We start from the raw sequence: 25,213 nt of genomic DNA, 5'->3' as shown, positions 1-25,213 counted from the left end.
GGGTAAGTTGCAGGCGCTGGGGAAGTGAGGCGCGCGAGAATCACTGCTTTCATGCCTTAAGAATAGAACATAAATTCTAAAATATGTATCAATATATAGAATATATCTTCTAAAAATTAAGAGAAATGCCATACTGAAAGCAACAAGCGAGAACTCATATAAGGGTAGAGACTGTGTGAGCTAGAACAACTATGATGAGAACCATGACTGATGTAAATGCATATCTTGAAACGGAAAGTAAGCTGAATCCTTCTCCCCGCCCGGTTTTTGACCGGCTGCCTAAATACGCAGCGGGCAAGCCTCCTGTAGCGGTAGAGGGGCTGGAGCAGTTCAAACTTTCTTCGAATGAGAACCCCTGGGGACCTGTACCAGAAGTTGCTGACATTCTTTCCCAGTTTGATACTGTGCATCGCTACCCGGATCCCCTCTCCACTCGTTTGCGTGGGGTTCTGGGCGAACAGCTAGGTGTTGATCCAGAGGATATTGTGACTGGTGGCGGGAGCTTGGGCGCGCTCATCCAGATTCTTTCTACTTTCGCTGGCGCCCAGGACGACGGTAAGAAAGACGAGGTTATCTACGCGTGGCGCTCGTTCGAGGCATATCCTATTTGTGTGGGGCTAGCCGGTGCTGAAAGTATCCAGGTTCCCAATAAAGCTGACGGTTCACATGATTTAGAAGCAATGCTGGCGGCTATCACTGAGCACACCCGCGTCATTCTTCTCTGTACTCCTAATAACCCTACTGGTCCGGCGCTTACCGAAATCCAGGTACGGGATTTCCTAGAGAAAGTTCCTTCCCACGTGGTGGTAGTAATTGATGAGGCTTACTTCGAGTTCTGCTCCGCCTCAGAAATTCCAGAGGGTGAAGAACCTCCGGTCAACGGTTTGGACATTTACCCCGACTACACCAACGTCGTAGTGTTGCGTACTTTCTCTAAAGCCCAGGGCTTGGCTGGGTTGCGTGTGGGCTATTCAATTTCTCACCCGGAGATAACCCAGTATCTTCGCGTTGCCGCTACTCCTTTTGCAGTGACTTCTCTGGCGGAAGAGGCTGCTATCGCCTCGGTAAAGCACCACGATGTAGTGATGGATCGGGTGCGGCACTTAGTTTCTGAGAGAGAGCGAGTCAAAAAAGCGCTTGAAGATTTAGGTTGGTGGATTCCTGAGACCCGCGCTAATTTCGTGTGGCTGGCATTGGGCGAGCACTCTCCTGAGTTTGCTCGACGAGCCGAGGAAGTCGCACTGTCTGTGCGAGCTTTTGGTACCGAGGGTGTACGCGTCAGTATTGGTGAAGACGAGGCGAATACCCGCTTCATTTCACTGTGCCAGAACTTCGAACATGGACCGAAGAAACCGTAACTCTATATGGGCTAAAAGTAAGTTCTGATGAGGCATAAGGGCATCTTATTTGTACTGAGGGCTCCTAATCCCGAGGCAACTAGGGTGCCCTGCCTCTCAGAAAATTATTCTGTGACCATATTTAGGGTTCTTTAGGAGAAAACAGGAATAGGGTTAATGCAGAGCTAATAGAAACACAGTAGGGAGGCCACATGCCAGCAGAGCTGACACCTGAGCAAAGTTCGGGCAAAATCTATCCCGGCGTTTTACCGCTTCTTCGCATCATGGATGAAGAAGGAGCTATTTTAGAGGACGGCACTTTCAGCCCTTATGTTCAAGACGTAGGCGAAGCTGAGCTGAAAGAGGCCTACCGTCAGATGAAGGTTACTCGCCGGTTTGACGACGAAGCTACTGCGTTGCAGCGCCAGGGGCAGATGTCCCTGTGGGCGCCCTCCCGCGGGCAGGAAGCTGCCCAAGTTGGCTCAGCAATGGGTCTGTTACCCCAGGACTATGTGGTTCCCAGCTATCGGGAACATGCTTTGGCTTTCGCTCGCGGTGTGGAATTCACCGACTTAGTGAAGTTTTTCCGCGGATCCGAGACCAGCCCTTGGGATATCAAGAAACATAATTTTCACCCGTATACCGTGGTGCTAGCGGCACAGGTTCCCCACGCAGTGGGATACGCTATGGCGCTCAACTTCGACCGGGAGCTAGAGGAAACAACCGGTGAAAAGCAGATGGGCCAAGGTCAGTTCTCCGCTTCGGAGGAGAATGCTCAGCCTGCTGCGGTAGCGGTTTACTTTGGTGATGGTTCTTCGACTGAAGGCGAAATCCACGAGTCGATGGTTTTTGCCGCTTCTTATAACGCGCCCGTCCTCTTTTTTGTTCAGAATAACCAGTGGGCTATTTCGGTGCCCTTTAAAACTCAGTCGCGGGTGCCTCTTTCTACTCGCGCTGCTGGCTACGGTATCGAAGGATTACGTGTAGACGGTAACGACGTTTTGGCGGTTGCCGCCGCTACCCGCTACGCCATGAAGAAGATTCGCGCGGGAGAAGGTCCTGTACTCATTGAGGCGGAAACTTACCGCTTAGGCGCTCACACTACCGCCGACGATCCCACGAAGTACCGTACGGGTGAAGAAGAAAATGAGTATGCCCAGCGTGACCCACTGATTCGGCTGGAAAAATATTTGCGTCATAACAAGCTGGCAGACGATAGCTTTTTCGAAGGTGTCGATCAGGAAGCTCAACAGGTTGCCTCCGAAGTGCGCCAGGTAGCTTTAGTTGCAGAGCCAGCCGAGTATGAGACTAATTTCGACTTCGCCTACGCAAAACCCCACACCCAAACTGAAAATGACCGCCGTTTTTACCGCGAATACAACGCGGGATTTGAGGAGGAGTAAGAGATGACCACAGAGAACCTTGCTCTTTCAAAAGCAATTACCCGTGCCCTTCATGATGAGATGACCGAGAATCCGAAGGTATTAGCGCTGGGGGAGGATATCGGTAAGCTCGGCGGTGTCTTTCGCGTGACCGATGGTCTTCAAAAAGAATTTGGTCCCCGCCGCGTGATGGATACGCCGCTGGGTGAGGCTGGGATTATCGGTACCTCGGTGGGTATGGCTCTTCGCGGTTACCGCCCTGTGCCAGAAATCCAGTTTGATGGTTTTGTCTTCCCCGCTTTTAACCAAATCACCACTCAGCTTGCTCGTTTGCGAGGGCGCACTAACGGACAGTACGAAATCCCCGTAACGATTCGCCTGCCCTATGGCGGTTCGGTGGGAGCTATTGAGCACCATTCGGAGTCACCTGAAGCGTACTTTGCGCATACTCCCGGTTTGCGGGTGGTCACGCCGTCGTCGGCTCATGATGCTTATTGGATGCTTCGTGCATCGATTCAACACCCCGATCCTGTAATTTTCATGGAACCTAAGCGCCGCTACTGGCTTAAGGGTGAAGTAGATTTTAACGATACAGATTTTAATCCTTTCTGCGCTGCTACATTGCGCGAAGGTAGCGATCTCACCTTGGTCTCCTACGGACCGATGGTCCCTACCGCTCTTGCTGTGGCTGAGGCGGCGCGGGAGGACGGGCACGACGTCGAGGTGATTGACCTGCGTTCTATCTCGCCGCTGGATATCGAGACAATCTGTGCATCTGTAGCTAAAACGGGCAGGTTAGTCGTAGCTCAGGAGGCATATAACTTTGTGAGTGTTGCTTCTGAAATCTCTGCGGCGGTAACTGAGCGTTGTTTCTACTCGCTGGAAGCTCCGGTGCTGCGCGTGGGCGCATTCCATACTCCTTATCCAGTACCTCGGAGTGAAGAAGAATATGTGCCTGGGATTGACCGTATTCTGGAAGCTATCGACCGCTCATTCGCTTACTAATAGCTAAGAACCATACGAAGGAACGCTATGTCTCAAATTTTTAGGCTCCCCGACGTGGGCGAAGGTCTCACCGAAGCGGAAATCCTCAGCTGGAAGGTGGCGGTGGGAGACATCGTCGCGATTAATGATGTTTTGGCGGAGGTTGAAACTGCCAAATCAGTAGTAGAGCTGTCCTCTCCTTTTGAAGGTGTAGTGCAGACTCTCCACGCTGAAGAGGGGGAAACGGTAGAGGTTGAGTCGGCGTTGGTAACTATTGCCGATAGCGCTCAATCTGAGGCGGACGCCGATGCTCCTGCCGACGACGCTGAAGAAGCAAACACCGCAACCGGAGGCGCAGAAACTAGCCCCCATAACCTCGCCGCTGATACTCCGGGAGAGACGAAAAATCTCGTGGGTTCCGGTCCTAAAGCGGATCCAGTGAAACGTCGTGCCCGTAAGCGCCCTGTGGTACCTGCACCGCTGGCGGCATCTTCCGCCCCCTCGTCCGATCCCCAACCAGCTCAGCAGACCTCGCCTCATCTGGATGCAGTTCAACAAGAACGTAAGCTGTTGCGCGGCTCGTTAGGTGAGTCAATTGGTGGATTGACCGAACGGGCATCTGCTCTGATTGAGGGCGGCCTGCGTCGTCTCCCCAATACTGCTGAAAAAGATCTTGTGGCGAATGAGCCGGTAGGCTCTATACCGCGTCGTCATACGTTGGCTAAACCGCCAGTTCGTAAAGCAGCACAGGAAATGGGCGTGGACCTTGCAGAGGTTACTCCTACCGGTGATGACGGGCAGGTGACTAAGCGCGATCTTCTCAACTTTGTAGCTCACCTGCGCGAAGAAGATCACGAAGACACTCTGCCAGAGTCATTCTGGATTCCTCAGGGTGCCGGGGGAGACCGTATTGAGCGCATCAAGGTACGCGGTGTCCGTAAAGCTACGGCGAAGGCGATGGTGGAGTCGGCGTTCAATGCCCCCCACGTTTCAATTTTCGTGGACGTCGATGCCTCCCGCACCATGGAATTTGTGCGTAGCCTCAAGAAGTCCCGCCACTTTGAGGGTATTAAAGTGACCCCGCTTTTGATTCTGGCAAAAGCCGTTATTTGGGCGGCTGCACGAAATCCTCAGGTGAATGCCACCTGGACTGACCAAGAAATTTTGCTCAAACACTTCATGAATCTCGGTATTGCCGCGGCAACCCCGCGCGGTCTTATGGTTCCTAATATTAAGGATGCCCAGGATCTTTCGCTGCGAGAGCTAGCTATTGCGCTCAATGAACTCACCACGCGAGCACGCGAAGGTAAGACTCAGCCTGCAGAGATGAGCAATGGAACGCTAACCATCACGAATATTGGTGCGCTAGGTATTGATACGGGAACTCCGATTATTAATCCTGGCGAAGTAGCTATCGTAGCTTTCGGTACTATCAAGCAGAAACCGTGGGTAGTGGATGGCGAGGTTATTCCCCGCTGGGTTACTACCTTGGGAGGATCTTTCGACCACCGTGTGGTGGACGGCGATCTTTCCGCTCGTTTTATGGCAGACGTAGCGGCAATTATGGAAGAGCCAGCCTTGCTTCTCGATGAGTAAATATCAGCTCTAGATACTGCTAGGCGTCCCTCCTCAGATGAGAAGGGACGCCTAGCAGGTATCTAAATACCTTAAACGTAGGAGACCTCAGCTAAAAGCTGAGGTCTCGAGTACGTTAAGGCGCATACCTTGCAGTCCGGTTCGCTAGACTATCTCCCCCAAGAAGCCCAGGAACCGTTTGGATAAAATCCAAAAAGCAAGGAATCAGCTAGATACCTTAGGTTGAGAAGTGTTCTAGATCCGTCCCCCAACATCACTAGAACGTACGAGTCCCCCGACTCGCATTTCTCAACTACTTATAAGTCTGTCAAAAACAATAGGTTTTGTATGTCCCTATACTCGGTTACAAAGATTCTTATTATGCCTACAAAGTTCAAATACGATGAGCCAGGCTTCTTCGTGGGTGTTTCTTAGAACCTCTCAATTTCGCCGGAATGCTGGGCAATTTCAACAGCAGAGGGCTCATCGTCCTCCGAATTACCGTCGTGTACCAACATAACTGCGGTGGGATCATCGGGAGGGAAGGCACGGATAGTGATGGTGCCTCCATAAGCATCATCGAGCAAATCAACTGCGCACGGGGTCAGAACCTCCACGATGTGGGGCGGCAGGGGCTCACCGCGTTCGTCCAAAATATCTACCTTGGCGCCCCGGCATCGTGCCGCCATCGCCGCCTCAAGAATTTGTTTGTTCACAATGTGGCGACCGCGAATAGTATCTCGCAACTGAGCCTCGGTAAAACGAAATTCGTTAATCTCATCAGAGGTAACAGGTTCCCTGTTGTACGCAATCCGGTGCAGCATGTCCTCAGTAAGAGAGCGTACTTCCTGAACGCGATGCGCAGCTACGGAACTTACGCCCTCTTCATGTTCTCTGCCAAATTCTGCATGCTGGAGCAAAATGCGTGACTGCCTGGCCTTGTGAGAAGCCTGCTGAATCTGGTGTTTGAAGACATGCATGCCTCCCAGAATGGCGGTTGGAACCAAAAATTCTGCAGCGATAGAAAGAGACGAAATAAAAACGTCAAGATGCCACTTCAACACGAGCAACATGGATAGGGCAAAGAGAACCCATGGAGAAACCGCATGGTCACGCAAGATGAGGGTGCTACACATCGAGAGCGAGTAGAGCAGCGGAAATAAAATACTGAGCTGGGTCAAGTTATGCGGCAGAAGAAGGAGCATCATCTGAAGCGTGACCATAGCAATCAAGAGGATTAGCGGCGTAATAAAAAATGGAAGCCGTTTGGTGTTCGTGGGAAACAGTACGAGCGTGAATGAGAGGATAATGCACGCCAAAAGAGGAACCCATGCCAATGGGGACATGAGTGCAAACTGCGAATACCAGATATAGAAACTGAACAGACCCAGGGCAAAAAATACGCCGACTCCTGTACGGAACAAGCGGTGGGAATAATACTGATTAAGCATTATCCTGCTCTCCTGGCCACTGTACGGTAACCTCAGTTCCTCGATAAGGCGCTGACTTGATGGTCACCTGACCGCCTGCCTCTTCCATCGATCGAATCATAGATACTCGCACACCCATGCGCCGCATATCCAGGTTTTTCATGTTGAACCCCTGACCGTGGTCTGTGACGGTGCAGTAGATGTATGAGACTTCATCTGCCGTTCGAGCGGTACCTGAGGGGCGACGTCGTTCGGTGCGTACGCTAATTTGGGTGGTGCGGGTGCCTGAATGCCGGGCAGAGTTCGAGACGGCCTCTGTGACGGCATGGGTAAACGCACGAGCTACCTCCGGGGGAATAGGGGAGGAAGGATTGGCTTTTGGGAAAAGTTCGACGTCGTCGGAGACGAAACGTAACCGAGAGTTCCAGGGGTACACGCCGGTGGCAATTTGCTCGGTTAACTCTTGGAAGGTCACCGGCCGCATGGGCTGTACCTTGTTAGTTTCTTCTTCTAGCACTCCAATAGCACGACGGGCGAGGGCTCGGGTCCGATCGGCAATGGGGCCTTCGCTACGGCTAGCATCCAAGAGCGCGGCCATGACGTTATCGTGAACCAGCTTGTCGAACTCTTGAAGGTCCTGAGACTGGTCTCTGGTTCGGGTGAGCTGTAGCTGGGCTGCGAGTGTTTCTGCATAAAACACATCAGAGCGTTCAGCGTAGATTCGAGCTACCCCAAAAACAGTTCCGAGCATGGTTGCAAGCGTGGCGAGATAGAAAACTTGAGTTCCCACCTCTGCCCATTCCACAGGCAATCCGAGAGCTAACTTGCCGCCAATAAGAGCAAACGATAAGGCGAAAGAATATCCCAGCACATTAAGGAAGATGGCTTTAAAACCGCCCATGCATAGCGGAACTATCATTCCGTAGAGCCCAATGAGCCAGCACCAAGGGTGAGCGCTGTAAGCATTGTCAGTGAGAGCAAAGGGCCAAAAGACGTATGCCCCGTATGTAATGTAAGCGGCAGGAGCAACTGATCCAGCAGAATATTCCCGTCTTAACCCCACATAAATTAGCCATGCTGCGTGGAAGAGAAAGGCTGCCACAAAAATGGTGTGCCACCACGCGAAGTTGAGGGGGTTAGTAGTGAGTGGGATAAACGCCTGGAAAAGTATCGCTACGGCAAGGAGCGAGAAAAACACTTCCATGGCGTAGATGAGACCGAAGCTAGAAGGACCAGCTAAATGTCTCTGTCCGCTAGCAAGGGGGAGGGGAAACCGCCAAGGGGTAGTTCTCAGAGACTGAGCAAGGTCTTTAGTTGCACCGGTGCGAACCTGTTCCAATAGTGGACCTCGTGAAGATTGCGGGGCGAATCAGGGGGAGAAGAGATTAACCAACATTAATCTCCAGAAGAAAAGGTGAGTTAGCTCTGAAGAGGAAGCCAACTCACCGTGTGTTGGGATTAGAAGTAACGTTCGGCGCTCTTGACGTCTTCCATCGTATCTACCAGACCGTCTTCGATGGCGCGGATACGCAAGTCAATTTTGGTGGGAGCAGGGCGGCCAACGCGAGTATACTTTTCGCGGATGCGGTCGATGTTGGTCTTTACTGCTGACTGCTTGATGCCCATGCGGCGAGCTACCTGTACCTGCGCAAAACCGGAAGCGTAGAGGCGGAGGGTTTCTTGCTCACGAGGAGAAAGATTAGCGCGGGAGAACTCATGGTCGCCATCAATTGCAGCAGCGAGCTCTTTAGTTACTACAGCTTTGCCTTCGGCAATGTTCTTAGCCTCACCTAATGCATGCTCGAGAGGCTCAGACTTACGAACCAAGCCCAACGCACCTGACTTCAGCGCTTCACGAATCAGCGCGGGGTTCTCACCGATAGAGAAAATTAGAACTTTGATGCCAGCCTGACGCAACAAATCAACGTTTTCTGAAGGGCGTGAACGGTCTTGAAGCGATAGATCAAGCAACACGACGTCGCATTCACGCTTGATTTTCCCCAGATCCGCGGAGCCGGGATCACGAGGATTGCGACCTAGCGCGACGAGCAAATCATTGACGGTAGGGGAAGCTCCAACTAGCTCTACTTCTTCAGATTTTTCTGCAACCGCACGCATGCCTTCCCGTACGACTTCGTGATCGTCAACAATTGCTACGCGTGTAACGTTCATTTTTCCCCCAAATAAGTGCACAGGCTCTGTGCGGTGTTGCTATCCATGTGTGTTGTCTATGCCAGCTATTTTATAGCGGTAAGCATGGCGCAGGTTTGTCTGTGGGAAACAATACCGCAAAATAATACCTGTAGTGCAAAAGATGATACTTTCGGATGAAACGGAATTTCTCTAGGTGAGAAAAATTGGAGAGGTAGCTCGGCACAGCTTTAAAACGACGGCTGTGGTTGCGTATTTTTCCGGGATTATTTACCTCTGTTGCTGGGACTGACGAACAATTCTGCGGTGGTAGCGCGGTCCAAAGAAAGACCCCAGAAGTGCACCTATCAGAATCAGACCAATCACCACCAAGATGCCCAAGATGTTCTGTCCGGCAGCACCGTCTAGCTGAGTTTGAAGTGCCAACTGGGGCTCGCCCGTCCCCATCAGTGAACCTGCAAAGAAAGTCATGATGGTTGCCAATAGCACCATCCCCAGATGCCACAGCCAGACGCCGAAGCCCTGCTTTGCCGGGGCAAAGCGAGCCATGCGGGCGGCGGCGTAGCCTCCACAACCGGCACTGAGAACAATCAAAATTGAGGCAATGATAAACCAGGTCCACGGAGCGCTACCTGAACCGGGTAAAAGACCGATTGCCTGAGCAAAAGCTTGGGGGAAACTCGAAAAGTTCTCTAGCCCGAAGATTTGGTTGATGAGTCTGTGGAAGAAATCGCTGAAGGTGAGTAGCGAATAGGTGACAAGCCAGCCTAAAAATGCTGGGAAGAAATGAATACGTGAATTGCGGGCTTTAGCGGCGTCCTCAGAGATACCTCTCAAGGGCATCTCGTCTTCGTAAGCCCCAGCACTTCGAGTGCGGGCGGGCGCATATGCCGGCTCAGCAGCTACCGGGCGCACTCGCGTGTCTTCGGTGGCGGGATAAGAAGCGGTTTCTGTCGAATAATCTGCAGGGGAGAGTGGCTCAGTACGATCTGCATCGCTCCACGTGGCTGCGTTAGAGGGCGAAGTTCGGCGCTTGCGCGTTGCCGAGATGTCTTCTGTAGAAGGGTTCTCGATGTCGTTGCTGTTGAGAACCTCGGTTCGGTCATCAAAATCGTTGCCAAAGTCTTGCGGTTCTGAGCGATAGGAACCGGCCGAGTAGTCATCGGCGTGAGATTCCTGAGGCGAGAGAACACGGGTGGGGTTCTCGTCAGAAAAAACTGAATCCCATTCTTCCGCAGACTGGTCTCGGGCGGCACGCTTTTTGTCGCGTTGAAAACGATAGTTAAAAGGTTCAGACATGAGTTTACTTTCCTAAGCCCAACAGAGAGGGAGTTATAGACCGAGCTCGGCAGGGTTAAATTGACCGCTGGCGGGGCGCTCATTGGGGTCAATCGTTTTAATAACTTTCGCAGGATTGCCCACGGCGACCGAATTCGCAGGAATGTCGCGGGTAACCACAGCCCCGGCACCGATCACTGAGTTTTCTCCAATGGTGACGCCGGGAAGGACGGTCACTCCTCCTCCGAACCAGACGTTATCCTCCACGGTGATGGGAAGCCCACCTTCCCAGAGGTTCTTGCGGTCTACGGGATTCAGCGGATGCGTGGGGGTGAGAAACTGGCAATTAGGGCCAGCCAAAACCCCTTTGCCGAAAGTTATGGGTGCGACGTCCAAAATTACGGTGTTGTAGTTGAAGAAGCAGCCATCGCCAATGAAAGTGTTGATGCCGTAATCAACCTGAATAGTGGGGCGAAATTCAACATCCTTGCCAATGGAACCAAAGAGCTGTTCGAGAATTTCGCGACGCTCGGAGGAACCGCTGTAGTAAACCTCGGTGTAGCGGTGAGCTAACCGAGCGGCGTTCTCGTAGAGAGCCACGCACACGGCGTCAGGCTTATATGCCTTACCGGCTATCATCAAATCAAACTGTCGTTCCGCCACGTTATCCTCCCCAGATTTTCAGCGCCACGATAATCAAAAGGCCCACCGCAATGAGGACGAGACCAGCAATGATGAGTCTTTTAATGATTTCGTGCATGACCTCGCGTATTTCTTGTTCGGTATACGGAGGCTGTTTCTTCTTAGCCATCTCCCTAGTATCGCAGGAAAAAGGGGGAAAATGGGGGCAACAAAGCAGCTTATGAACAAACCCTATGCTTCATGGCAGAATCTTATGTATGTATGAAGCCGAAAAGACCCAGCACAGTGATTCATTTCCTTTGGCACACCGCCCTTGGACGAAGAACTATAACGAGAAGACAGCTCACAACGTAGATCTCGCCGAAACTTCTATGGTCTACTTACTGGAAAAAGCGGTTCGAGAGGTTCCGCAAAAAGTTGCTCTCCAGTTTTTTGGAGCAACGACGACGTACTTCCAGCTGGGGGAAGAAGTTCGTAGGGTCGCCGAGGGCTTGCGCCAGGCAGGCGTCAACGCGGGCGACCGTGTAGCTATTATTTTGCCCAACTGCCCGCAACATGTGGCGGCGTTTTATGCTGTGTTGCGTTTGGGCGGCGTAGTAGTTGAGCATAATCCGCTCTATACCTCCACCGAACTGCGCCATATGTTCGAAGATCACCGCGCCAAGGTGGCGATTGTGTGGGACAAGGTCGCCGATAACATTACGGCTTTGCCTTCTGATGTTCGCCCACAAACCATTTTTGCGGTGAACATGATTGAGGCGATGCCGATGCATATGCGAGCGGCGCTGAAGCTTCCCTTGAAGTCTGCACGTCAATCTCGCGAAAAACTAGAGGGGTCCGCACCCGGCACAAAGCAGTGGAAGTCTCTTCTAAAATTTGCTCCGTTGGACGCGAACCATCACCGTCCAACTGCTTCCGATCTCGCCCTGCTGCTCTATACCTCGGGCACCACTGGCTCACCTAAGGGTGTGATGCTGACGCATCGAAACCTGGAGGCAAATGCCCGCATGGGCGAAGAGTGGATTCAGCCGGGGGATGATGAGGTTATTTACTCTGTGCTTCCGCTTTTCCACGCTTACGGTATGACTCTGGGGCTGAGCATCTCGATGGTTTGTCAGGCCCGTCTTGTCATCTTCCCCACGGTGGATGTTGATTTGATGCTTAAGGCAATGAAAAAGGTAATGCCAACTATTTTGCCTGCCGTGCCTCCTGTGTACCGCCGTCTTCTCGATGAGGCGGAAAGCCGCAACATTTCGCTGAAGGGAATCCGCTATGCGGTCTCTGGCGCAATGAACCTTCCCCCTGAATTGGTGAGCGAATGGGAAGAGTCCGTCGGTGGTTTCTTAGTAGAGGGCTACGGCCTCACTGAATGCGCGCCCCTGGTGGCGTGTAATCCGCTGAACGCAACACGACGTGCGGGTTCTATCGGCGTCCCGTTCCCCTCCACCGATTTGCGAATTGTGAATCCCGATACCTTAGAGGACGTTCCCTTTGGGGAAGAAGGCGAACTGTGGGTACGGGGCCCCCAGCGTTTCAAGGGATATTGGAAGCGTGAAGAAGAGACCCGTAGCTCGATCACTCCCGAAGGATGGTTACGCACCGGGGATATCGTGAAGGTTGATGAAGATTTCTTTATTTATGTGGTTGACCGCATTAAAGAAGTAATTATTACCGGGGGGTTCAACGTGTCTCCCTCTGAGGTAGAAGCGGCTTTGCGCCAACATGATTCGGTCAAGGACGCCGCCGTGGTGGGTCTTCCTCGCAAGGGCGGGGGAGAAACCGTGGTGGCAGCAGTTATTCCCACTGAGGGGTATGCCATCGACCAGGAAGAGTTACGTGAGCACTGCTATGGTCGTCTCACTCGCTATAAGGTTCCCCGCAAGGTCTTTGAAGTCGAGGATTTGCCGCGCTCTATGCTGGGAAAGACCCTGCGACGCGAAGTGCGCAAGCAACTGGAGGAGAAATACGGTGAGCAGTAAATATTTGCTCTGACCAGGTTGTTTATCGTTTATGACGTAAAAATGAAGCCCCGAAAACCGCGTGTTTTCGAGGCTTCATTTATATTACGATTTGTTACGATGTGAAGAAGTGTGCTGTCAAAAAAAGTAGAAAAAGCCTCAGACATCGCACCACATCCTAAGACGTGTTTGAATTAGAGAAGTTCTTTTAGATACCTTGAAGAACCGCCACTTCGACAGCATTTCAGTGCATCGTGCCGTTCGCTTCAGACGTGGTCGCTTCACACATTCCAACAGAAAGATTCATAGCCGTGAAGAAATTTGTTGCCACTTTGGCTCTCGTACCCCTAGCTTTCGGTCTTGCAGCATGCGGCTCCAGCGATTCGGCATCAGGCGACTCTGAGACCGTAAAAATCGGCATCGTTGGCCGCGATCCCGTCAATGACAAGCTCAAAGAAGTTGCTGAGAAAGACGGCATCGATATTGAGTATCAAGAATTCACTGACTACTCCCAGCCCAACCCCGCGCTGAAGTCCGGTGATATCGATATGAACTGGTTCCAGCACATCGCCTATCTCTCGGATTACAACGTGAACGCAGACGATAATCTCAACATTGTTGGTCCCACCGTTATCTACCCCATGGCCCTGTTCTCCAAGAAGCACGATTCCTTGGACCAGATTCCTCAGGGTGGCGAAATTGCAATCCCTAACGACACCGTAAACGAAGCCCGTGCTTTGCAGCTCCTTGAAGCTAACAAGTTGGTTACCTTCAAATCTGATACCGATCGTCCCACCATTGACGACGTCGACACCGACAAATCCAAGGTGAAGGTTACCGCTGTTGACGCAACTCAGACCGTGGTTTCCATGGAATCCGTAGATGGCTCGGTCATCAACAACGACTTCCTGAAGGACGCCGGACTGAACCCCAAGGACGCCTTGGCTCAGGATGATCCCTCCAACGATTACGCGAAGCCTTACGTCAACCTCTTCGTTTCTCAGGATGAAGACAAAGACAACGAAACCTACAAAAAGGTTGTAGAGCTCTTCCACAGCTCTGAGGTTCAGGAAGTTGTTCAGGAGGAAACCGCCGGTACTGCTGTTGAGGTAAAGACCGACGTTTCTGAGCTCCGCTCAACTCTTGCAGATGCAGAAGAATCACTGCGCAAGCAATAAATTTTGATGGCAAAGAGCGGTAACTACTGCGGCATTGTTCTCACAGCGCCCTGGATGGTTATCGCTCTTATGCCGTTTATCTAGCAAAATCCACCACACCAACGCGAAAGAGTGTTTATGAGCGTAGCTTCAACACCGGCTCCCCAAGCCAGCGAAGACATGGTTGTCATTGAGAACGTAAGCAAAGTTTTCAAGAGCGGTAAAGAGAACCTCACCGCCGTTGACAACGTGTCGCTGACCGTCCGCCGGGGCGAAATCTTTGCCATCATCGGTTATTCCGGTGCGGGAAAATCGACCTTGGTTCGCCTCATTAACGGTCTAGAGAGCGTCTCAGAAGGCACTCTGACTGTGGCAGGGCACCGTATTTCCGGGCAGAAAGAATCGGCGCTACGGGAAGCTCGCCAGAATATCGGCATGATCTTCCAGCAGTTCAATCTGATGAATTCTCGTACCATCGCGGGCAACATTGAATTTCCCTTGAAAGTTGCGGGCTGGGATAAGGCTAAACGTCGTGCTCGTGTTCAGGAGATGCTCGAATTCGTCGGTCTTGGAGATCGAGCGAAGTATTACCCTGACCAGCTCTCGGGCGGTCAGAAGCAGCGTGTAGGCATTGCCCGTGCGTTGGCGACGTCACCGTCCTTGTTGCTGGCAGATGAGTCCACCTCAGCTCTTGACCCTGAAACTACCCAGGAAGTTTTGGGGCTTTTGAAGAAGGTCAATGACGAACTGGGCATTACCGTGGTTGTTATTACCCACGAGATGGATGTGGTTTCCTCTATCGCTGACCGTGTGGCAGTGATGGAAAAGGGCAAAGTCGTGGAGATGGGCAACGTTTATGACGTTTTCTCGAATCCACAGACCGACGTTGCGCGCCGTTTCGTATCCACCACCGTCAAGCAGGCTCCTAACGCTTTTGAAGCGGCTGAGTTGAAGCGCCGCCACCGTGGTTATCTGGTTAATATTGAAATCACCGAAGGTAATACGGGAATCGGCAAGGTACTTTCTTACCTGGGCAACCGTGGGGTGCATTTCAATATCGTGCAGGGTGGCTTGGAAACTCTTCAGGGCAAGAGCTACGGCAATCTGACCCTTGAATTGCTGGGCGATATCACCAGTTTGGACGCCGTAGTGGCTGAACTTGCCACCGTAACCACCGTGAAGGAGGTTCGCTCATGAGCTTAAATGTTGCATCGGGCAAACTAGTTGCTGCGAACACCGTGGATTGGAACGAATTTATCCCCGATAAACTTGTTCCCGCCATTTTCGACACCGTTTACATGGTTTCTGTAACCATGGTGATTGCCGGCTTATTGGGCTTGGTAATTGGTGCGCTTTTGTACACCACGCGGCAGGGCAACATTTTGCAGAACCGCCCGGTAAATATTTTCTTGAATCTATTGGTGAACTTTGTTCGCCCCATTCCTTTCATCATTTTGTTGGCGGCTTTGGGACCGTTGACGTCGATGGTCGTTGGTACTCGCTTGGGTGTTAACGCGGCGATTTTTGCGATGTGTTTTGCTGCAACTTTCGCTATTGCTCGTATTGTTGAGCAGAATATGGTCTCTATTGACCCGGGCGTGATTGAGGCTGCTCGCGCTATGGGGGCTTCTAAGTCACGGATTTTGTTTACCGTGATGATTCCCGAGGCTCTTGGTCCGCTGATTTTGGGTTACACCTTCTTGATTATTGGTGTGGTCGATATGTCGGCTATGGCTGGCTATGTTGGCGGCGGCGGTCTGGGTAAGGTCGCGTTGGTTGATGGCTATCAGCGTTTCAACGATTTGATTACTTGGGCAGTTGTTCTTGTGATTATTGTGATGGTTCAGCTGATTCAGCTCATTGGTAACGTTCTGGCTCGCAAGGTTCTGAGGCGATGAGCTTGCCGGTTCCGAGCGTGCGAGGAATTAAGAGGCAAGCGAATTGGTTGCTACGAGCGTAGCGAGTGCCGTGCCGGTTCCGAGCGTGCGAATGAAGCAAAATTTTCCGAGCGTGCGAGGAGTATAAAATTTTGCGGAATCAGCTGAGGTGACGAGGCTGGTAAGAGGCAAGCGAATTGGTTGCTACGAGCGTAGCGAGTGCCGTGCCGGTTCCGAGCGTGTAGATGAGAAACCGCGCCGTCCTGTTTATTCAGAGCGGCGCGGTTTTTTGTATTGATTGAGGCTTATTAAGTCTCGCTAATTACTATTTAGCGGTCTTTGCCGGTTATCCAGGAGGAGTCGTAAAAGTCATCGTCGCGGCGTTTATTGCGGTCAATATCGCGTTGGAGTTGTTGTTGCGCGTAGTCGGTGGGGCGAACGAGGGAGTCGTCGCTATCTTCGGGTGTGTAGATAGCGAGTGAGAGCAGTCCGTAGAGAAGCGCGGCGGTTAGCAAGCACAGCATGGTGATTTCGTTGAGCATCAGGACGTGTGTGCGCAATACAATCGGGTCTTTACCTGCATCCAGTTCAGGGATGATGGTGAAGCTGGCGATTGCGCAGAGAATTCCCGCAATGACGAGTGAATGGGGAAGCCAGAACCACTTGGCTTTCTTGTTTTTACGTAAGGGGCCTTGTCCATGAACTCGGAGGGAAGGGAAAAGACGGCGACGTACCGCAATCAATAATCCCAGCCCGGCGAGAACGACAACCCCACACGTCAAAGCAAGCAACTCGTTTCCTGCAATCATGCAAATGAGAGCGAGGAGTACGCCGAAGAGGAGAAGTGTGAAGCTCAGACCGGTTGCCATACGAGTGCGTGCCCGAACGGCGTCCTGCTCAGGGAGGCGGTATCCGGGCTCGCCTGCTTGGGGTTCTGGTTCCTGCCAGAATTGCCGGTAGTGTTCGAGCTCTTCTTCGCTCATGTCTTCGAAGCGAAGTCCGAATTGGGGCGAACCGTTCTGTCCTTCTGACATAGTTACTCCTGGTGTGCTTTGAGCTGGTCTATCCAGGTGTCAATAGTGGCGAGGAACTGGGGGTCAGTAAATGAATCGAAGTATCCGCGACCCTCGGGTGCGTTCTCCTGGTCGTGGGTAAAGATGAAAGTAACTGCACCTGAGTCCCGTGCGGCTTGGGAGCCAGCGGCTGAATCTTCTACGGTAAAGGTTCGTGCGGGGTCCCCGCCCAGCCGGCGGATTGCCTCGGTGTACATATCGGTGGCAGGTTTGGGGCTCTCGACGTCATTGGCGCCTACCCAAGTGGTGAGGAACTCACGGTGGCCAAATTTCGTGAGCTTACGGGTGAGTAACTCTGATGATGAGTTGGATGCCACGGCAACGGGCATCACTGCAGAAAGTTTCTTGATGAGATCGAGGGCTCCGGGGATGGTGGTTACTCCACGCTCGATAATGTTGGCTTCACTCTCGTGGACGTCATGTTCAACCTTGGCGCGAAATTGTTGCTTTTCGTCGTCGGAGGCAGCGGAGAGATCGGTCAGTTCAACGATGGCATCTACTAGGTCGGATGCCGCTGACCCCACCAGGCGTTGGCGAATTTCAGCGGTAGGGGTCACGCTATATTTTGCGAATATTTCTTCTTGGATGTCACCCCACACTGTCTCAGAATCGAGAAGGACGCCGTCGCAATCGAAGACGGCGCAGGTGGGGAACCACTGGGTATCAACTGAAGAAGAAAACATGGTTCTATTCTTTCACGATTGCATAGTTGCTGCCGGGGAATGAGGGCGTTATCTCAGCCTGCTTCGGGATAATCTCCTGGGAAGAGAAGGGAGTGGTTTGCGATAATAGGGGAATGACTTCTACCGAAAATGCTTCTTTGACCACTGATCAGACTGCCCGAGTAGTGCTTATTCGGCACGGACAAACGGACTGGAATTTTGAGCATAGGTTCCAGGGTCAGGTTGATATTCCTCTGAACGAAACCGGTCGGGAACAAGCTGGGGAAGCTGCTGAAAACTTGCTGGCATTGGCCGCAGCAGAGCAAGAGAATCAGCCTGATTTTCGATGGGATGCAGTGCTTACATCCCCTTTATCGCGTGCCTTTCAGACGGGTGAGATTATTGCTCATGCGCTAGGGCTAGAGGTGTCTAAAACCTACGATGGCATGCAGGAACGTTCGTTCGGTGAAGCTGAGGGTGTGGTGGTTACCCCCGAAATATGGGGTGATTTAGAAGCTCGTTTTAACGGTATCGAGCCGTTGGAAGATCTGCGGGAACGAGGCATTGCAGCATTGAACGTTGCTCTATCTGAACACCGGGGAAAGAACGTAATTATCGTGGCTCACGGTCTGTGGATAGCCCAGGTGATGGAGGAACTTACGGGTGAAGACATGGTTCTTCCCGTTAACGGCGCTATCACCGAGTTGCCTCTAGAACTTTTGGAACACCGTTCTACAGACTTCTCTTCAACAGAGTCTCCCTCATCGCAAGCTATTTAATATTCCCTCCCCGAACCACTGATTGATAAAGGAGAACCAATGACTACCGAGCATTTGGACCTTTCAGGATCCCTTACTCTTATCCGCCACGGTCAGACCGCTTGGAATAAGCAACATTTGATGCAGGGGTCTTCGGATATCCCTCTCAATGAGGTCGGACGTGCGCAGGCGGTGGAAATTGGCCAGCGTCTGCGAGAGCTCAACCTGGGATTTGAGGTGCTGGTGGCGTCTCCTCTTTCCCGTGCGTTGGAGACAGCACAGATTGTGGGAAAGGAACTGGGGCTAGAAGTCTCTGAAACTTTTGAGGGGCTCATTGAGCGGCACTATGGGGAAGCCGAGGGACTGGACATTTCTGTAGAGGCGCGGGCCGAACCCGATGCTTTTTATGAGGGCGTGGAATCCGAGCGTTCGGTCTACGTGCGCGGGGTGAAGACTTTGCAGGATGTCGTCCGCCAGTATCCCGGTCAGCGCATCATTGCGGTATCCCACGGTTCGCTGATTCGTCGGGTGCTCAGTGCTGCTCACGGTAAAGAATGGGCCACTCCGGTGCCCAATGCTCAGCCTTTAGAAATTCCTTTGGAGGGTCTATTTGCCTGGAGTGAAGAGAATGAACCCTTGCTGACTGGAAAGAAGTAATGTTTACTCCTGTTCATCTCACTTCTAATCCTTTGCGGGCTCGTGGCGGTTATGAAAAGTGGCGCCTGGCGGGGTACATGCTCCTGGGCGTATATATTGTGGCGGTCGGTTTAGTCGTCTTTTGGCCAGTACACGTGGACGATAATCCCAGCGGTGAGTTGGTGAAAACCTTTTTGAGAACGGGGCACAATCAAGGCTGGCTACCTCTTTGGTTCTCGTATAAAACCGTCGAGTGGCTCTCTAATGTGCTGATGTTTACTCCCGGTGGTTTTCTTTTGACCCTACTTCTGAGAAATCGCGCGCGACGATGGGTGCCTCTATTGGCGCTGGCTATTACCGCCTGCATCGAGTTCACTCAATTATGGATGCCCGGGCGCACCAGTTCGCTGTGGGATATTGTGGCAAATACCTTAGGCGGAACCTTGGGATGGGCTGCTGCTCTTGCGATTCTGTGGGGAATCTACCGCTCTAAAAAGCTGAAAGATTCTGCTTCGTTATAAATTACTGCGTGGGATAAAAGCCAATTTACATTGACGAAACAACATAAACCCACATAAAATCAAGGCGCAAGGTTGTATGCAATTCCATCCCCCACTGTGTTAGGTGATGTTCTTTATGTTCGCAGAGGAACGCCGCGCCGAGATCGCTAAATTAGTAGCATCCGCGCGAAGAGTGAACGGTGCCGAATTGGCCCGCCGCTATGAAGTGACGATGGAAACTGTACGACGCGACCTCGCTGCCCTTGAGGCAGAGGGCAAACTACGCCGTGTTCATGGCGGCGCCGTCACTGTAGAGCAGTCAACATCAGTTGAATCGTCTATTGCTCTCCGCCAGAGCCTCAACACTCCTGAAAAACAGCGCATTGCTATGCAAGCCTATGAGCTGTTGCTTGATGCAGATGCGGGCGCTGTGGTGCTGGATGCTGGAACCACTATTGAAATTTTGGCTGACCGAATTGCCTCGGAGAACTTCAGTCTCAAATCTGGTGCAGATCGCCTCATTATTACTCATGCGCTTCACATCGCCGTGAAGTTAGCTGAAGCTGAGGGTATTGTTCTGGATCTAGTGGGCGGACAGGTTCGAAAAATGACGTGGGCTGCCATCGGCGCTCAGACCGCAGAACATTTCTCCACTATCCGCCCTGATATTGCTTTCATAGGCGTGAACGGATTGGACGCAGAGTTCGGTCTAAGCACTCCTGGTTTGAGCGAGGCAATAGTTAAGACGGCGATTGTTAAGTCGGCGCGTCGTGTAGTTCTTCTGTGCGATTCGGCAAAGTTTGGTAAGGAATCACTGATTCGTTTTGCCGGCTTGGAAGACGTCGACACATTAATCACTGATAAGGCACCCGAGGGAGACCTCGCGGCTGCGCTTGAAGAATCCAATGTAGAGGTTGTAATCGTATGATTGTCACGCTAACCGCTAACCCCAGCTTAGATCGCACGGTGGAGCTCCCTTCAGAACTGAAGCGGGGAACCGTGATGCGCGCTGAACGAACTGCCCAGGATTCTGGTGGTAAAGGCGTCAATATCGCCCGCGCATTGAAGGTTTCTGGCTTTGATACCGTGGCGGTTTTGCCCGGTGATAACGAAGACCCCGTGTTGATGGGGTTGAAAGAAGAGGGCGTTGAATATACCAACATGCCCACTGGGGCGGCTATCCGCTCTAACATCACCGTGGTAGAGCCCGATGGAACGACCACTAAGCTCAACGCCCCGGGTGAACCTCTCAATGGGGCAGCTCAACAGGAACTTACCCGCTTGCTTATTCAGGAAACTCATGACGCTTCCTGGCTGGTTTTGGCAGGGTCGCTGCCTCCCGGCGTCCAGAGCGATTACTACTCGGTGGTAGGTCGTGCTATCCGCGAAGCATTGGGAGAAAAAGCTCCTTTGATTGCCGTGGATACCTCAGGTCACGCTTTGCGGGATGCCGTGAACGGGCAGGATGGAATGCCCAACCTCATCAAGCCCAACTCCGAAGAACTCGCTGAACTGGTGGGACGCCCCGATGAGTGGGAAGAGCTTGAGGGGAATATCGAACTCACCGCACGCACAGCTAAGGAACTAGTAGAGCGTGGAATTGATACCGTGTTAGCTACCCTTGGCGGTGAAGGAGCGGTACTTGTGACCCGCGATGGCGCATGGCATGCTAAGCACGAACCGGTGCAGGTTCGAAGCACCGTTGGCGCCGGAGATTGCTCCCTGGCTGGCTACCTCATTGCCCATGAGCAGGGTAAATCCGTGGAGGAATGCCTAGCACAAGCTGTTGCCCACGGGTCAGCTGCGGCGTCTTTGGCAGGTACCCAGGTGCCCACCCTTGCCCAGACCGCACCGGATAAAGTGACTATCACTCCGGTTTCACTCTAGATTTCGCCTATCGCACATGCGGTGCATTTGTTCGTCAACGATAGGGGACCGCTCGAGGGCGGTTTACGAACTGCGAATGTACCTTTTATTTGAGGAGAACCTATGTCTGCTGTCATTACTGCAGATCTCGTGAGCTTAGATGAAAATCTGGGCGATTCACGCTTTGATGTGATTTCCCGTCTTGCCCAGATGGTCACGCAAGCTGGCCGAGCTACTGACTTCGACACTCTCTATGCGGATGCTAAAGCGCGCGAATCAAAAACAGATACCGGTATTCCCGGTGGTATTGCGATTCCGCACTGCCGTTCAGCCGCAGTTACCGAACCTACTTTAGCGATGGCGCGTCCGCATCCTCCGATTAATTTCGGAGCGAAAGACGGTCCCGCCGACCTCATTTTCTTCATTGCTGCTCCCGATGGGGCAGATCAGGCGCATCTGAAAATTCTTTCCACGATGGCGCGTTCGCTGATGAAAAAGACCTTCACCGCGGCTCTGCGCGAGGCAAAGAGTGCTCAGGAAGTAGTTGATCTCGTCAACGGCGCTTTGGGAGTCAACGCAGACGGGTCACCAAAGACCGCAGAGTCTGCTCCTGCCGCTCAGACGAGCGCTACAGCTGCTGCTACTGCGGCATCGTCGGTTGCTGCCACGGAAAGCTCATCTTCTACCCGCAAAAAAATCGTAGCGATTACTGCTTGCCCCACCGGCATTGCACACACCTACATGGCTGCAGACGGCCTCAAATACGCCGCTGAAGAATTAGGATACGACTTCAAGGTTGAGCCCCAGGGTTCCTCCGGTGGCGACAAGCTCACTGCCGCAGATATTGAAGAAGCTGACGCCGTTGTCTTTGCTGTAGATGTGCCCGTTCGCGGTCGCGAGCGTTTTGCTGGCAAGCCCTATGTTGAAGGTCCCGTTAAACGCGGTATCGACGATCCCAAACAGATGATTGAGGACGCTCTCACGGAGGCTTCGACTCCCAATGGACGCCGCGTAGCAGCAGCTCACGGTACTTCCGCTGAAGAATCTACTTCGGATGCTGGCAAGCCCTGGGGCACTCGTATATACCAGGCGCTGATGTCCGGCGTTTCTTACATGATCCCCTTCGTTGCCGCTGGCGGTATCATCGTGGCGCTGGGTTTCATGCTCGAAGCGATTACCGTACCGAACTTGGGTGAGGTTGACCCCGCTGCGATTCTGAAGGACGCGTCCCTGTGGAACCTCGGCGATACTCCGCTGAGCCTCTACATTGGTGCAGCATTGCACACCATCGGTGGTTACGGTCTGGGACTGATGGTTCCTGCACTCGCTGCTTATATTGCTTACGGTTTGGCACAACGCCCAGGTATTGCTCCCGGTTTTATCGCCGGTTCAGTTGCTCTCCTGGTGGGCGGCGGCTTCCTCGGCGGTATCGTTGCAGGTTTGCTTGCTGGTTTGTGCGCCTACTGGCTTTCTTTGCCCAAGCTTCCACGCTGGCTTGGTTCAATGATGCCGGTGGTTATCACTCCGCTGATAGCAACTCTTTTTGCAGCCGGGCTCATGTTCTTCGTTCTGGGCGGTCCTATCGCTTGGATTATGAACGGTTTGCAGGACTGGCTGATGTCCATGTCCGGTGCTTCTGCTGTACTTCTTGGTCTGGTTCTGGGTGCCATGATGGGCTTCGATTTGGGCGGTCCTGTGAACAAGGCAGCCTACCTCTTTGCAACTGCCGGTCTTGCATCGGGAGAACTGGCTAACCAGCAGATTATGGCAGCCGTTATTATCTCCGGCATGGTTCCCCCTCTGGCTATGGCGCTGGCAACTACCGTGCGTCCTCGCCTGTTTAGCCAGCCTGAACGCGAAAACGGCAAGGCAGCCTGGTTACTCGGTGCATCCTTCATCTCTGAAGGTGCGATTCCTTTTGCAACCGCTGACCCGCTGCGTGTTATCCCTTCCTCAGTCATCGGCGCTGCTGTAGCTGGCGCTATCTCGATGGGTGCAGGCGTAGCTTCTCCCGCCCCTCACGGTGGTATCTGGGTTATTGCTTTGATGGAAAACTGGCCCATGTTCCTGGTAGCAGTTCTTGCCGGCACTGCGGTAACCGCAGTGATTTATATCGTCCTCAAAATGATGACGAGCAAAAAAGAAGAGTCTGCTAAAGCTGTTGCCTAAATACCGGTAGTATTGCAACCAATTCAATTACTCTGAGTCTTCCTACAGTAAGGAACATAAGGATATGACTACTTATAAAGGCGTTGGCGTTTATGCTGGCCGTGTGATTGGCCCTGTGCTTCAGATGCCAGAGCCAATCAAAGAGCCTAAAGCAGGTTTGAAACTTGCTGAGGGCGAGACCGTAGAGTCGGCAAGTGCCCGTATTCAATCAGCAGCTGAGTCGGTTAAAGCTGACCTTCTAGAGCGTGCTGAAAATGCTGGTCGTGACGGCAAAGCGGTTCTGAAGTCCACCTCGCAGATGGCAACTGACCGTGCGTTGCTCAAGGGCGCAAAGAAGCTCGTGGAGAAGCAGAGCATGGCTCCCGAGCGCGCTATCTGGGAGGCCGCTAGCGACTTCATGAAGCAGATGGAAGCTCTCGGCGGTTACATGGCTGAGCGCGTGACTGATATTCAGGACGTGCGTGCCCGCATCGTTGCTGAGCTAACCGGCCAGCAGGCTCCCGGCATTCCCGTAGCTAGCGAACCGTTCATCCTGGCAGCTATTGATTTGGCTCCTGCTGATACCGCTACTTTGGATCCTTCAAAGGTTATTGCTCTGATTACTTCCGATGGGGGTCCTCAGGCTCACACTGCGATTTTGGCTCGCGGGCTGGGTCTGCCTGCTGTCGTTGCAGCTAAAGGTGTTACCGAGATTGCTAATGGAACCTTGGTTTATGTTGATTCCAACGAAGGTTTGGTTGATACCGAACCTACCGAAGGACAGAAGAGCTCTGCTGAGAAGTATGCTAACCGTCAGCCTCTCCCTGCTTTTGATGGCAAGGGTGTTTTGTCGGATGGCACTTCCATTCCTCTGTATGCTAACGTGGGCGACGGCAAATCAGCTGAAAAGGCTGCAGGTTTAAGCGCAGAGGGCGTTGGTCTTCTGCGCACCGAATTCGGCTTCCTCGGAAACGACTCTGAGCCTTCGGTAGAAACTCAGGCAGAGACTTACAAGTCTGTGTTTGATGCTTTCCCCGGTCAGCACATTGTGGTTCGTACCCTCGATGCCGGTGCTGATAAGCCCCTTCCCTTCTTGAACGTGAAGGAAGAAGAAAACCCTGCACTGGGCGTGCGTGGTTTCCGTACCGACTGGACCGTGCCCGGCGTCTTGAACCGTCAGCTAGAAGCTATTAACAAAGCTGCTGAGGGATCAGAAGCAGACATCTGGGTGATGGCTCCGATGATTTCTACCACCTCTGAAGCACGTACCTTCAGCAAGATGCTTGATGAAGCTGGCATTCAGACTAAGGGCGTTATGGTGGAAACACCTGCCGCTGCCGTCAATGCTGAAGCAATTCTTGGTGAAGTAGATTTCGTATCCATCGGTACCAATGACCTCACCCAGTACACCATGGCAGCAGATCGTCTTCTGGGCGATCTCGCGCACCTGAATAACCCTTGGCAGCCTGCAGTGCTGAAGATGATTAAGCTGACCGTTGAAGGCGCTCAGCGTGCATCTGTACTGCACGGCACCAAGAAATATGTTTCGGTATGTGGCGAGGCAGCAGCTGACCCCGCACTTGCCGTCGTTTTAGTGGGCTTGGGCGTTGACACCCTCTCCATGAATGCCGGCGCGATTGCAGCAGTATCTGCTGTTCTCAAGACCGTCACCAAGGAAAAGGCTCAGCAGATTGCAGTGAAGGCTCTGTCCCAGATTTCATCTGCAGAAGCTAAGACAGCAGCTCGCGAAGAGCTACCGATCTTGGACGAACTCGGACTGTAATATATACCGAATTGTG

The 25,213-nt window shown here is 52.6% G+C and carries 23 protein-coding genes; 15 read left to right on the top strand and 8 right to left on the bottom strand.

The window, feature by feature from the left end:
* The first annotated feature begins 203 nt into the window (after positions 1–203).
* The 4 genes from A7E48_RS03150 (at position 204) to A7E48_RS03135 (ending at position 5,299) form a co-directional block, all read left to right on the top strand.
* The gene (locus A7E48_RS03150) at positions 204–1,358 is read left to right on the top strand and encodes a histidinol-phosphate transaminase (protein WP_068169319.1); all 1,155 of its coding nucleotides are present in this window, start codon (positions 204–206) and stop codon (positions 1,356–1,358) included.
* 191 nt (positions 1,359–1,549) lie between these two features.
* Positions 1,550–2,740 (top strand): thiamine pyrophosphate-dependent enzyme, encoded by a 1,191-nt coding sequence (locus A7E48_RS03145; protein WP_068169317.1) that lies wholly within the window; start codon positions 1,550–1,552, stop codon positions 2,738–2,740.
* A 3-nt stretch (positions 2,741–2,743) separates the two neighbouring features.
* A complete protein-coding gene (locus A7E48_RS03140; protein WP_068169314.1) occupies positions 2,744–3,724 on the top strand; it encodes an alpha-ketoacid dehydrogenase subunit beta in 981 nt (326 codons plus the stop codon).
* Positions 3,725–3,751: 27 nt separating this feature from the next.
* Positions 3,752–5,299, top strand: coding sequence for a dihydrolipoamide acetyltransferase family protein (locus A7E48_RS03135; protein WP_068169312.1), 1,548 nt, complete (start codon positions 3,752–3,754; stop codon positions 5,297–5,299).
* Between the two features lie 410 nt (positions 5,300–5,709).
* Here the strand turns inward: A7E48_RS03135 and A7E48_RS03130 are convergent, their stop codons facing one another.
* The 6 genes from A7E48_RS03130 to A7E48_RS11095 all read right to left on the bottom strand — a co-directional run bounded on the left by A7E48_RS03130 (position 5,710) and on the right by A7E48_RS11095 (position 10,948).
* Positions 5,710–6,729, bottom strand: coding sequence for a hypothetical protein (locus tag A7E48_RS03130; RefSeq protein WP_068169309.1), 1,020 nt, complete (start codon positions 6,727–6,729; stop codon positions 5,710–5,712).
* Positions 6,722–8,047, bottom strand: coding sequence for a sensor histidine kinase (locus A7E48_RS03125; protein ID WP_068169306.1), 1,326 nt, complete (start codon positions 8,045–8,047; stop codon positions 6,722–6,724). The genes A7E48_RS03130 and A7E48_RS03125 overlap by 8 nt, the downstream gene beginning before the upstream one ends.
* 119 nt (positions 8,048–8,166) lie before the next feature.
* Positions 8,167–8,880: a response regulator transcription factor gene (locus tag A7E48_RS03120; protein WP_068169304.1), complete on the bottom strand. Its 714-nt coding sequence runs from the start codon at positions 8,878–8,880 to the stop codon at positions 8,167–8,169.
* A 249-nt stretch (positions 8,881–9,129) separates the two neighbouring features.
* Positions 9,130–10,158, bottom strand: coding sequence for a hypothetical protein (locus tag A7E48_RS03115; protein WP_068169301.1), 1,029 nt, complete (start codon positions 10,156–10,158; stop codon positions 9,130–9,132).
* A gap of 33 nt (positions 10,159–10,191) precedes the next feature.
* Positions 10,192–10,800 carry a sugar O-acetyltransferase gene (locus A7E48_RS11465; RefSeq protein WP_304441047.1) on the bottom strand — a complete coding sequence of 203 codons (609 nt, stop codon included), beginning with the start codon at positions 10,798–10,800 and terminating at the stop codon, positions 10,192–10,194.
* Between the two features lies 1 nt (position 10,801).
* On the bottom strand, positions 10,802–10,948 hold the full coding sequence (locus A7E48_RS11095) for a hypothetical protein (protein WP_158004390.1): 147 nt from the start codon (positions 10,946–10,948) through the stop codon (positions 10,802–10,804).
* Between the two features lie 88 nt (positions 10,949–11,036).
* On the opposite strand from A7E48_RS11095, the gene A7E48_RS03105 reads away from it, so the two are divergent.
* The 4 genes from A7E48_RS03105 to A7E48_RS03090 all read left to right on the top strand — a co-directional run bounded on the left by A7E48_RS03105 (position 11,037) and on the right by A7E48_RS03090 (position 15,792).
* The gene (locus A7E48_RS03105; RefSeq protein WP_068169298.1) at positions 11,037–12,758 is read left to right on the top strand and encodes a long-chain-fatty-acid--CoA ligase; all 1,722 of its coding nucleotides are present in this window, start codon (positions 11,037–11,039) and stop codon (positions 12,756–12,758) included.
* 290 nt (positions 12,759–13,048) lie between these two features.
* On the top strand, positions 13,049–13,915 hold the full coding sequence (locus A7E48_RS03100) for a MetQ/NlpA family ABC transporter substrate-binding protein (protein WP_068169295.1): 867 nt from the start codon (positions 13,049–13,051) through the stop codon (positions 13,913–13,915).
* Positions 13,916–14,032: 117 nt separating this feature from the next.
* Positions 14,033–15,091, top strand: a complete 1,059-nt coding sequence (locus tag A7E48_RS03095) for a methionine ABC transporter ATP-binding protein (RefSeq protein ID WP_198924117.1) — start codon at positions 14,033–14,035, stop codon at positions 15,089–15,091.
* A complete protein-coding gene (locus A7E48_RS03090) occupies positions 15,088–15,792 on the top strand; it encodes a methionine ABC transporter permease (protein WP_083147161.1) in 705 nt (234 codons plus the stop codon). Before A7E48_RS03095 ends, A7E48_RS03090 begins: the two co-directional genes overlap by 4 nt.
* A gap of 308 nt (positions 15,793–16,100) precedes the next feature.
* Here A7E48_RS03090 and A7E48_RS03085 read toward each other — a convergent pair whose 3' ends face one another.
* Together A7E48_RS03085 and A7E48_RS03080 are read right to left on the bottom strand one after the other, a co-directional pair.
* Positions 16,101–16,805, bottom strand: a complete 705-nt coding sequence (locus A7E48_RS03085) for a hypothetical protein (protein WP_068169292.1) — start codon at positions 16,803–16,805, stop codon at positions 16,101–16,103.
* Positions 16,806–16,807: 2 nt separating this feature from the next.
* On the bottom strand, positions 16,808–17,527 hold the full coding sequence (locus A7E48_RS03080) for an HAD family phosphatase (protein ID WP_068169288.1): 720 nt from the start codon (positions 17,525–17,527) through the stop codon (positions 16,808–16,810).
* Between the two features lie 113 nt (positions 17,528–17,640).
* On the opposite strand from A7E48_RS03080, the gene A7E48_RS11300 reads away from it, so the two are divergent.
* The 7 genes from A7E48_RS11300 to ptsP all read left to right on the top strand — a co-directional run bounded on the left by A7E48_RS11300 (position 17,641) and on the right by ptsP (position 25,197).
* Positions 17,641–18,285, top strand: a complete 645-nt coding sequence (locus A7E48_RS11300) for a histidine phosphatase family protein (RefSeq protein ID WP_233125957.1) — start codon at positions 17,641–17,643, stop codon at positions 18,283–18,285.
* Positions 18,286–18,324: 39 nt separating this feature from the next.
* A complete protein-coding gene (locus tag A7E48_RS11295; protein ID WP_233125955.1) occupies positions 18,325–18,921 on the top strand; it encodes a histidine phosphatase family protein in 597 nt (198 codons plus the stop codon).
* The gene (locus A7E48_RS03070) at positions 18,921–19,421 is read left to right on the top strand and encodes a VanZ family protein (protein ID WP_083147160.1); all 501 of its coding nucleotides are present in this window, start codon (positions 18,921–18,923) and stop codon (positions 19,419–19,421) included. The genes A7E48_RS11295 and A7E48_RS03070 overlap by 1 nt, the downstream gene beginning before the upstream one ends.
* 115 nt (positions 19,422–19,536) lie before the next feature.
* Positions 19,537–20,328 carry a DeoR/GlpR family DNA-binding transcription regulator gene (locus A7E48_RS03065; RefSeq protein WP_068169283.1) on the top strand — a complete coding sequence of 264 codons (792 nt, stop codon included), beginning with the start codon at positions 19,537–19,539 and terminating at the stop codon, positions 20,326–20,328.
* Entirely contained in the window at positions 20,325–21,287 is a 963-nt protein-coding gene (locus A7E48_RS03060) for a 1-phosphofructokinase family hexose kinase (protein ID WP_068169281.1), read from the top strand. Before A7E48_RS03065 ends, A7E48_RS03060 begins: the two co-directional genes overlap by 4 nt.
* A gap of 102 nt (positions 21,288–21,389) precedes the next feature.
* Positions 21,390–23,435: a fructose-specific PTS transporter subunit EIIC gene (locus A7E48_RS03055; protein WP_068169278.1), complete on the top strand. Its 2,046-nt coding sequence runs from the start codon at positions 21,390–21,392 to the stop codon at positions 23,433–23,435.
* Positions 23,436–23,499: 64 nt separating this feature from the next.
* Positions 23,500–25,197 (top strand): phosphoenolpyruvate--protein phosphotransferase, encoded by a 1,698-nt coding sequence (ptsP, locus tag A7E48_RS03050; protein ID WP_068169275.1) that lies wholly within the window; start codon positions 23,500–23,502, stop codon positions 25,195–25,197.
* The last annotated feature ends 16 nt before the right edge of the window (positions 25,198–25,213 follow it).

This window comes from Rothia sp. ND6WE1A (genome assembly GCF_001683935.1).
Classification (GTDB): domain Bacteria; phylum Actinomycetota; class Actinomycetes; order Actinomycetales; family Micrococcaceae; genus Rothia; species Rothia amarae.
This window is presented reverse-complemented; position numbering and strand designations above follow the sequence as displayed.

Bases quoted from the DNA above. Each gene is read 5' to 3' on its own strand.
- A7E48_RS03115 (WP_068169301.1), bottom strand. From the start codon at position 10,158: ATGTCTGAACCTTTTAACTATCGTTTTCAACGCGACAAAAAGCGTGCC.
- A7E48_RS03135 (WP_068169312.1), top strand. From the start codon at position 3,752: ATGTCTCAAATTTTTAGGCTCCCCGACGTGGGCGAAGGTCTCACCGAA.
- A7E48_RS03150 (WP_068169319.1), top strand. From the start codon at position 204: ATGACTGATGTAAATGCATATCTTGAAACGGAAAGTAAGCTGAATCCT.
- A7E48_RS03060 (WP_068169281.1), top strand. From the start codon at position 20,325: ATGATTGTCACGCTAACCGCTAACCCCAGCTTAGATCGCACGGTGGAG.
- A7E48_RS03070 (WP_083147160.1), top strand. From the start codon at position 18,921: ATGTTTACTCCTGTTCATCTCACTTCTAATCCTTTGCGGGCTCGTGGC.
- A7E48_RS03095 (WP_198924117.1), top strand. From the start codon at position 14,033: ATGAGCGTAGCTTCAACACCGGCTCCCCAAGCCAGCGAAGACATGGTT.
- A7E48_RS03090 (WP_083147161.1), top strand. From the start codon at position 15,088: ATGAGCTTAAATGTTGCATCGGGCAAACTAGTTGCTGCGAACACCGTG.
- A7E48_RS03145 (WP_068169317.1), top strand. From the start codon at position 1,550: ATGCCAGCAGAGCTGACACCTGAGCAAAGTTCGGGCAAAATCTATCCC.
- A7E48_RS11295 (WP_233125955.1), top strand. From the start codon at position 18,325: ATGACTACCGAGCATTTGGACCTTTCAGGATCCCTTACTCTTATCCGC.
- A7E48_RS03130 (WP_068169309.1), bottom strand. From the start codon at position 6,729: ATGCTTAATCAGTATTATTCCCACCGCTTGTTCCGTACAGGAGTCGGC.
- A7E48_RS03105 (WP_068169298.1), top strand. From the start codon at position 11,037: ATGTATGAAGCCGAAAAGACCCAGCACAGTGATTCATTTCCTTTGGCA.
- A7E48_RS03080 (WP_068169288.1), bottom strand. From the start codon at position 17,527: ATGTTTTCTTCTTCAGTTGATACCCAGTGGTTCCCCACCTGCGCCGTC.
- ptsP (WP_068169275.1), top strand. From the start codon at position 23,500: ATGACTACTTATAAAGGCGTTGGCGTTTATGCTGGCCGTGTGATTGGC.
- A7E48_RS11300 (WP_233125957.1), top strand. From the start codon at position 17,641: ATGACTTCTACCGAAAATGCTTCTTTGACCACTGATCAGACTGCCCGA.
- A7E48_RS03065 (WP_068169283.1), top strand. From the start codon at position 19,537: ATGTTCGCAGAGGAACGCCGCGCCGAGATCGCTAAATTAGTAGCATCC.
- A7E48_RS11095 (WP_158004390.1), bottom strand. From the start codon at position 10,948: ATGGCTAAGAAGAAACAGCCTCCGTATACCGAACAAGAAATACGCGAG.
- A7E48_RS03120 (WP_068169304.1), bottom strand. From the start codon at position 8,880: ATGAACGTTACACGCGTAGCAATTGTTGACGATCACGAAGTCGTACGG.
- A7E48_RS03140 (WP_068169314.1), top strand. From the start codon at position 2,744: ATGACCACAGAGAACCTTGCTCTTTCAAAAGCAATTACCCGTGCCCTT.
- A7E48_RS03055 (WP_068169278.1), top strand. From the start codon at position 21,390: ATGTCTGCTGTCATTACTGCAGATCTCGTGAGCTTAGATGAAAATCTG.
- A7E48_RS03085 (WP_068169292.1), bottom strand. From the start codon at position 16,805: ATGTCAGAAGGACAGAACGGTTCGCCCCAATTCGGACTTCGCTTCGAA.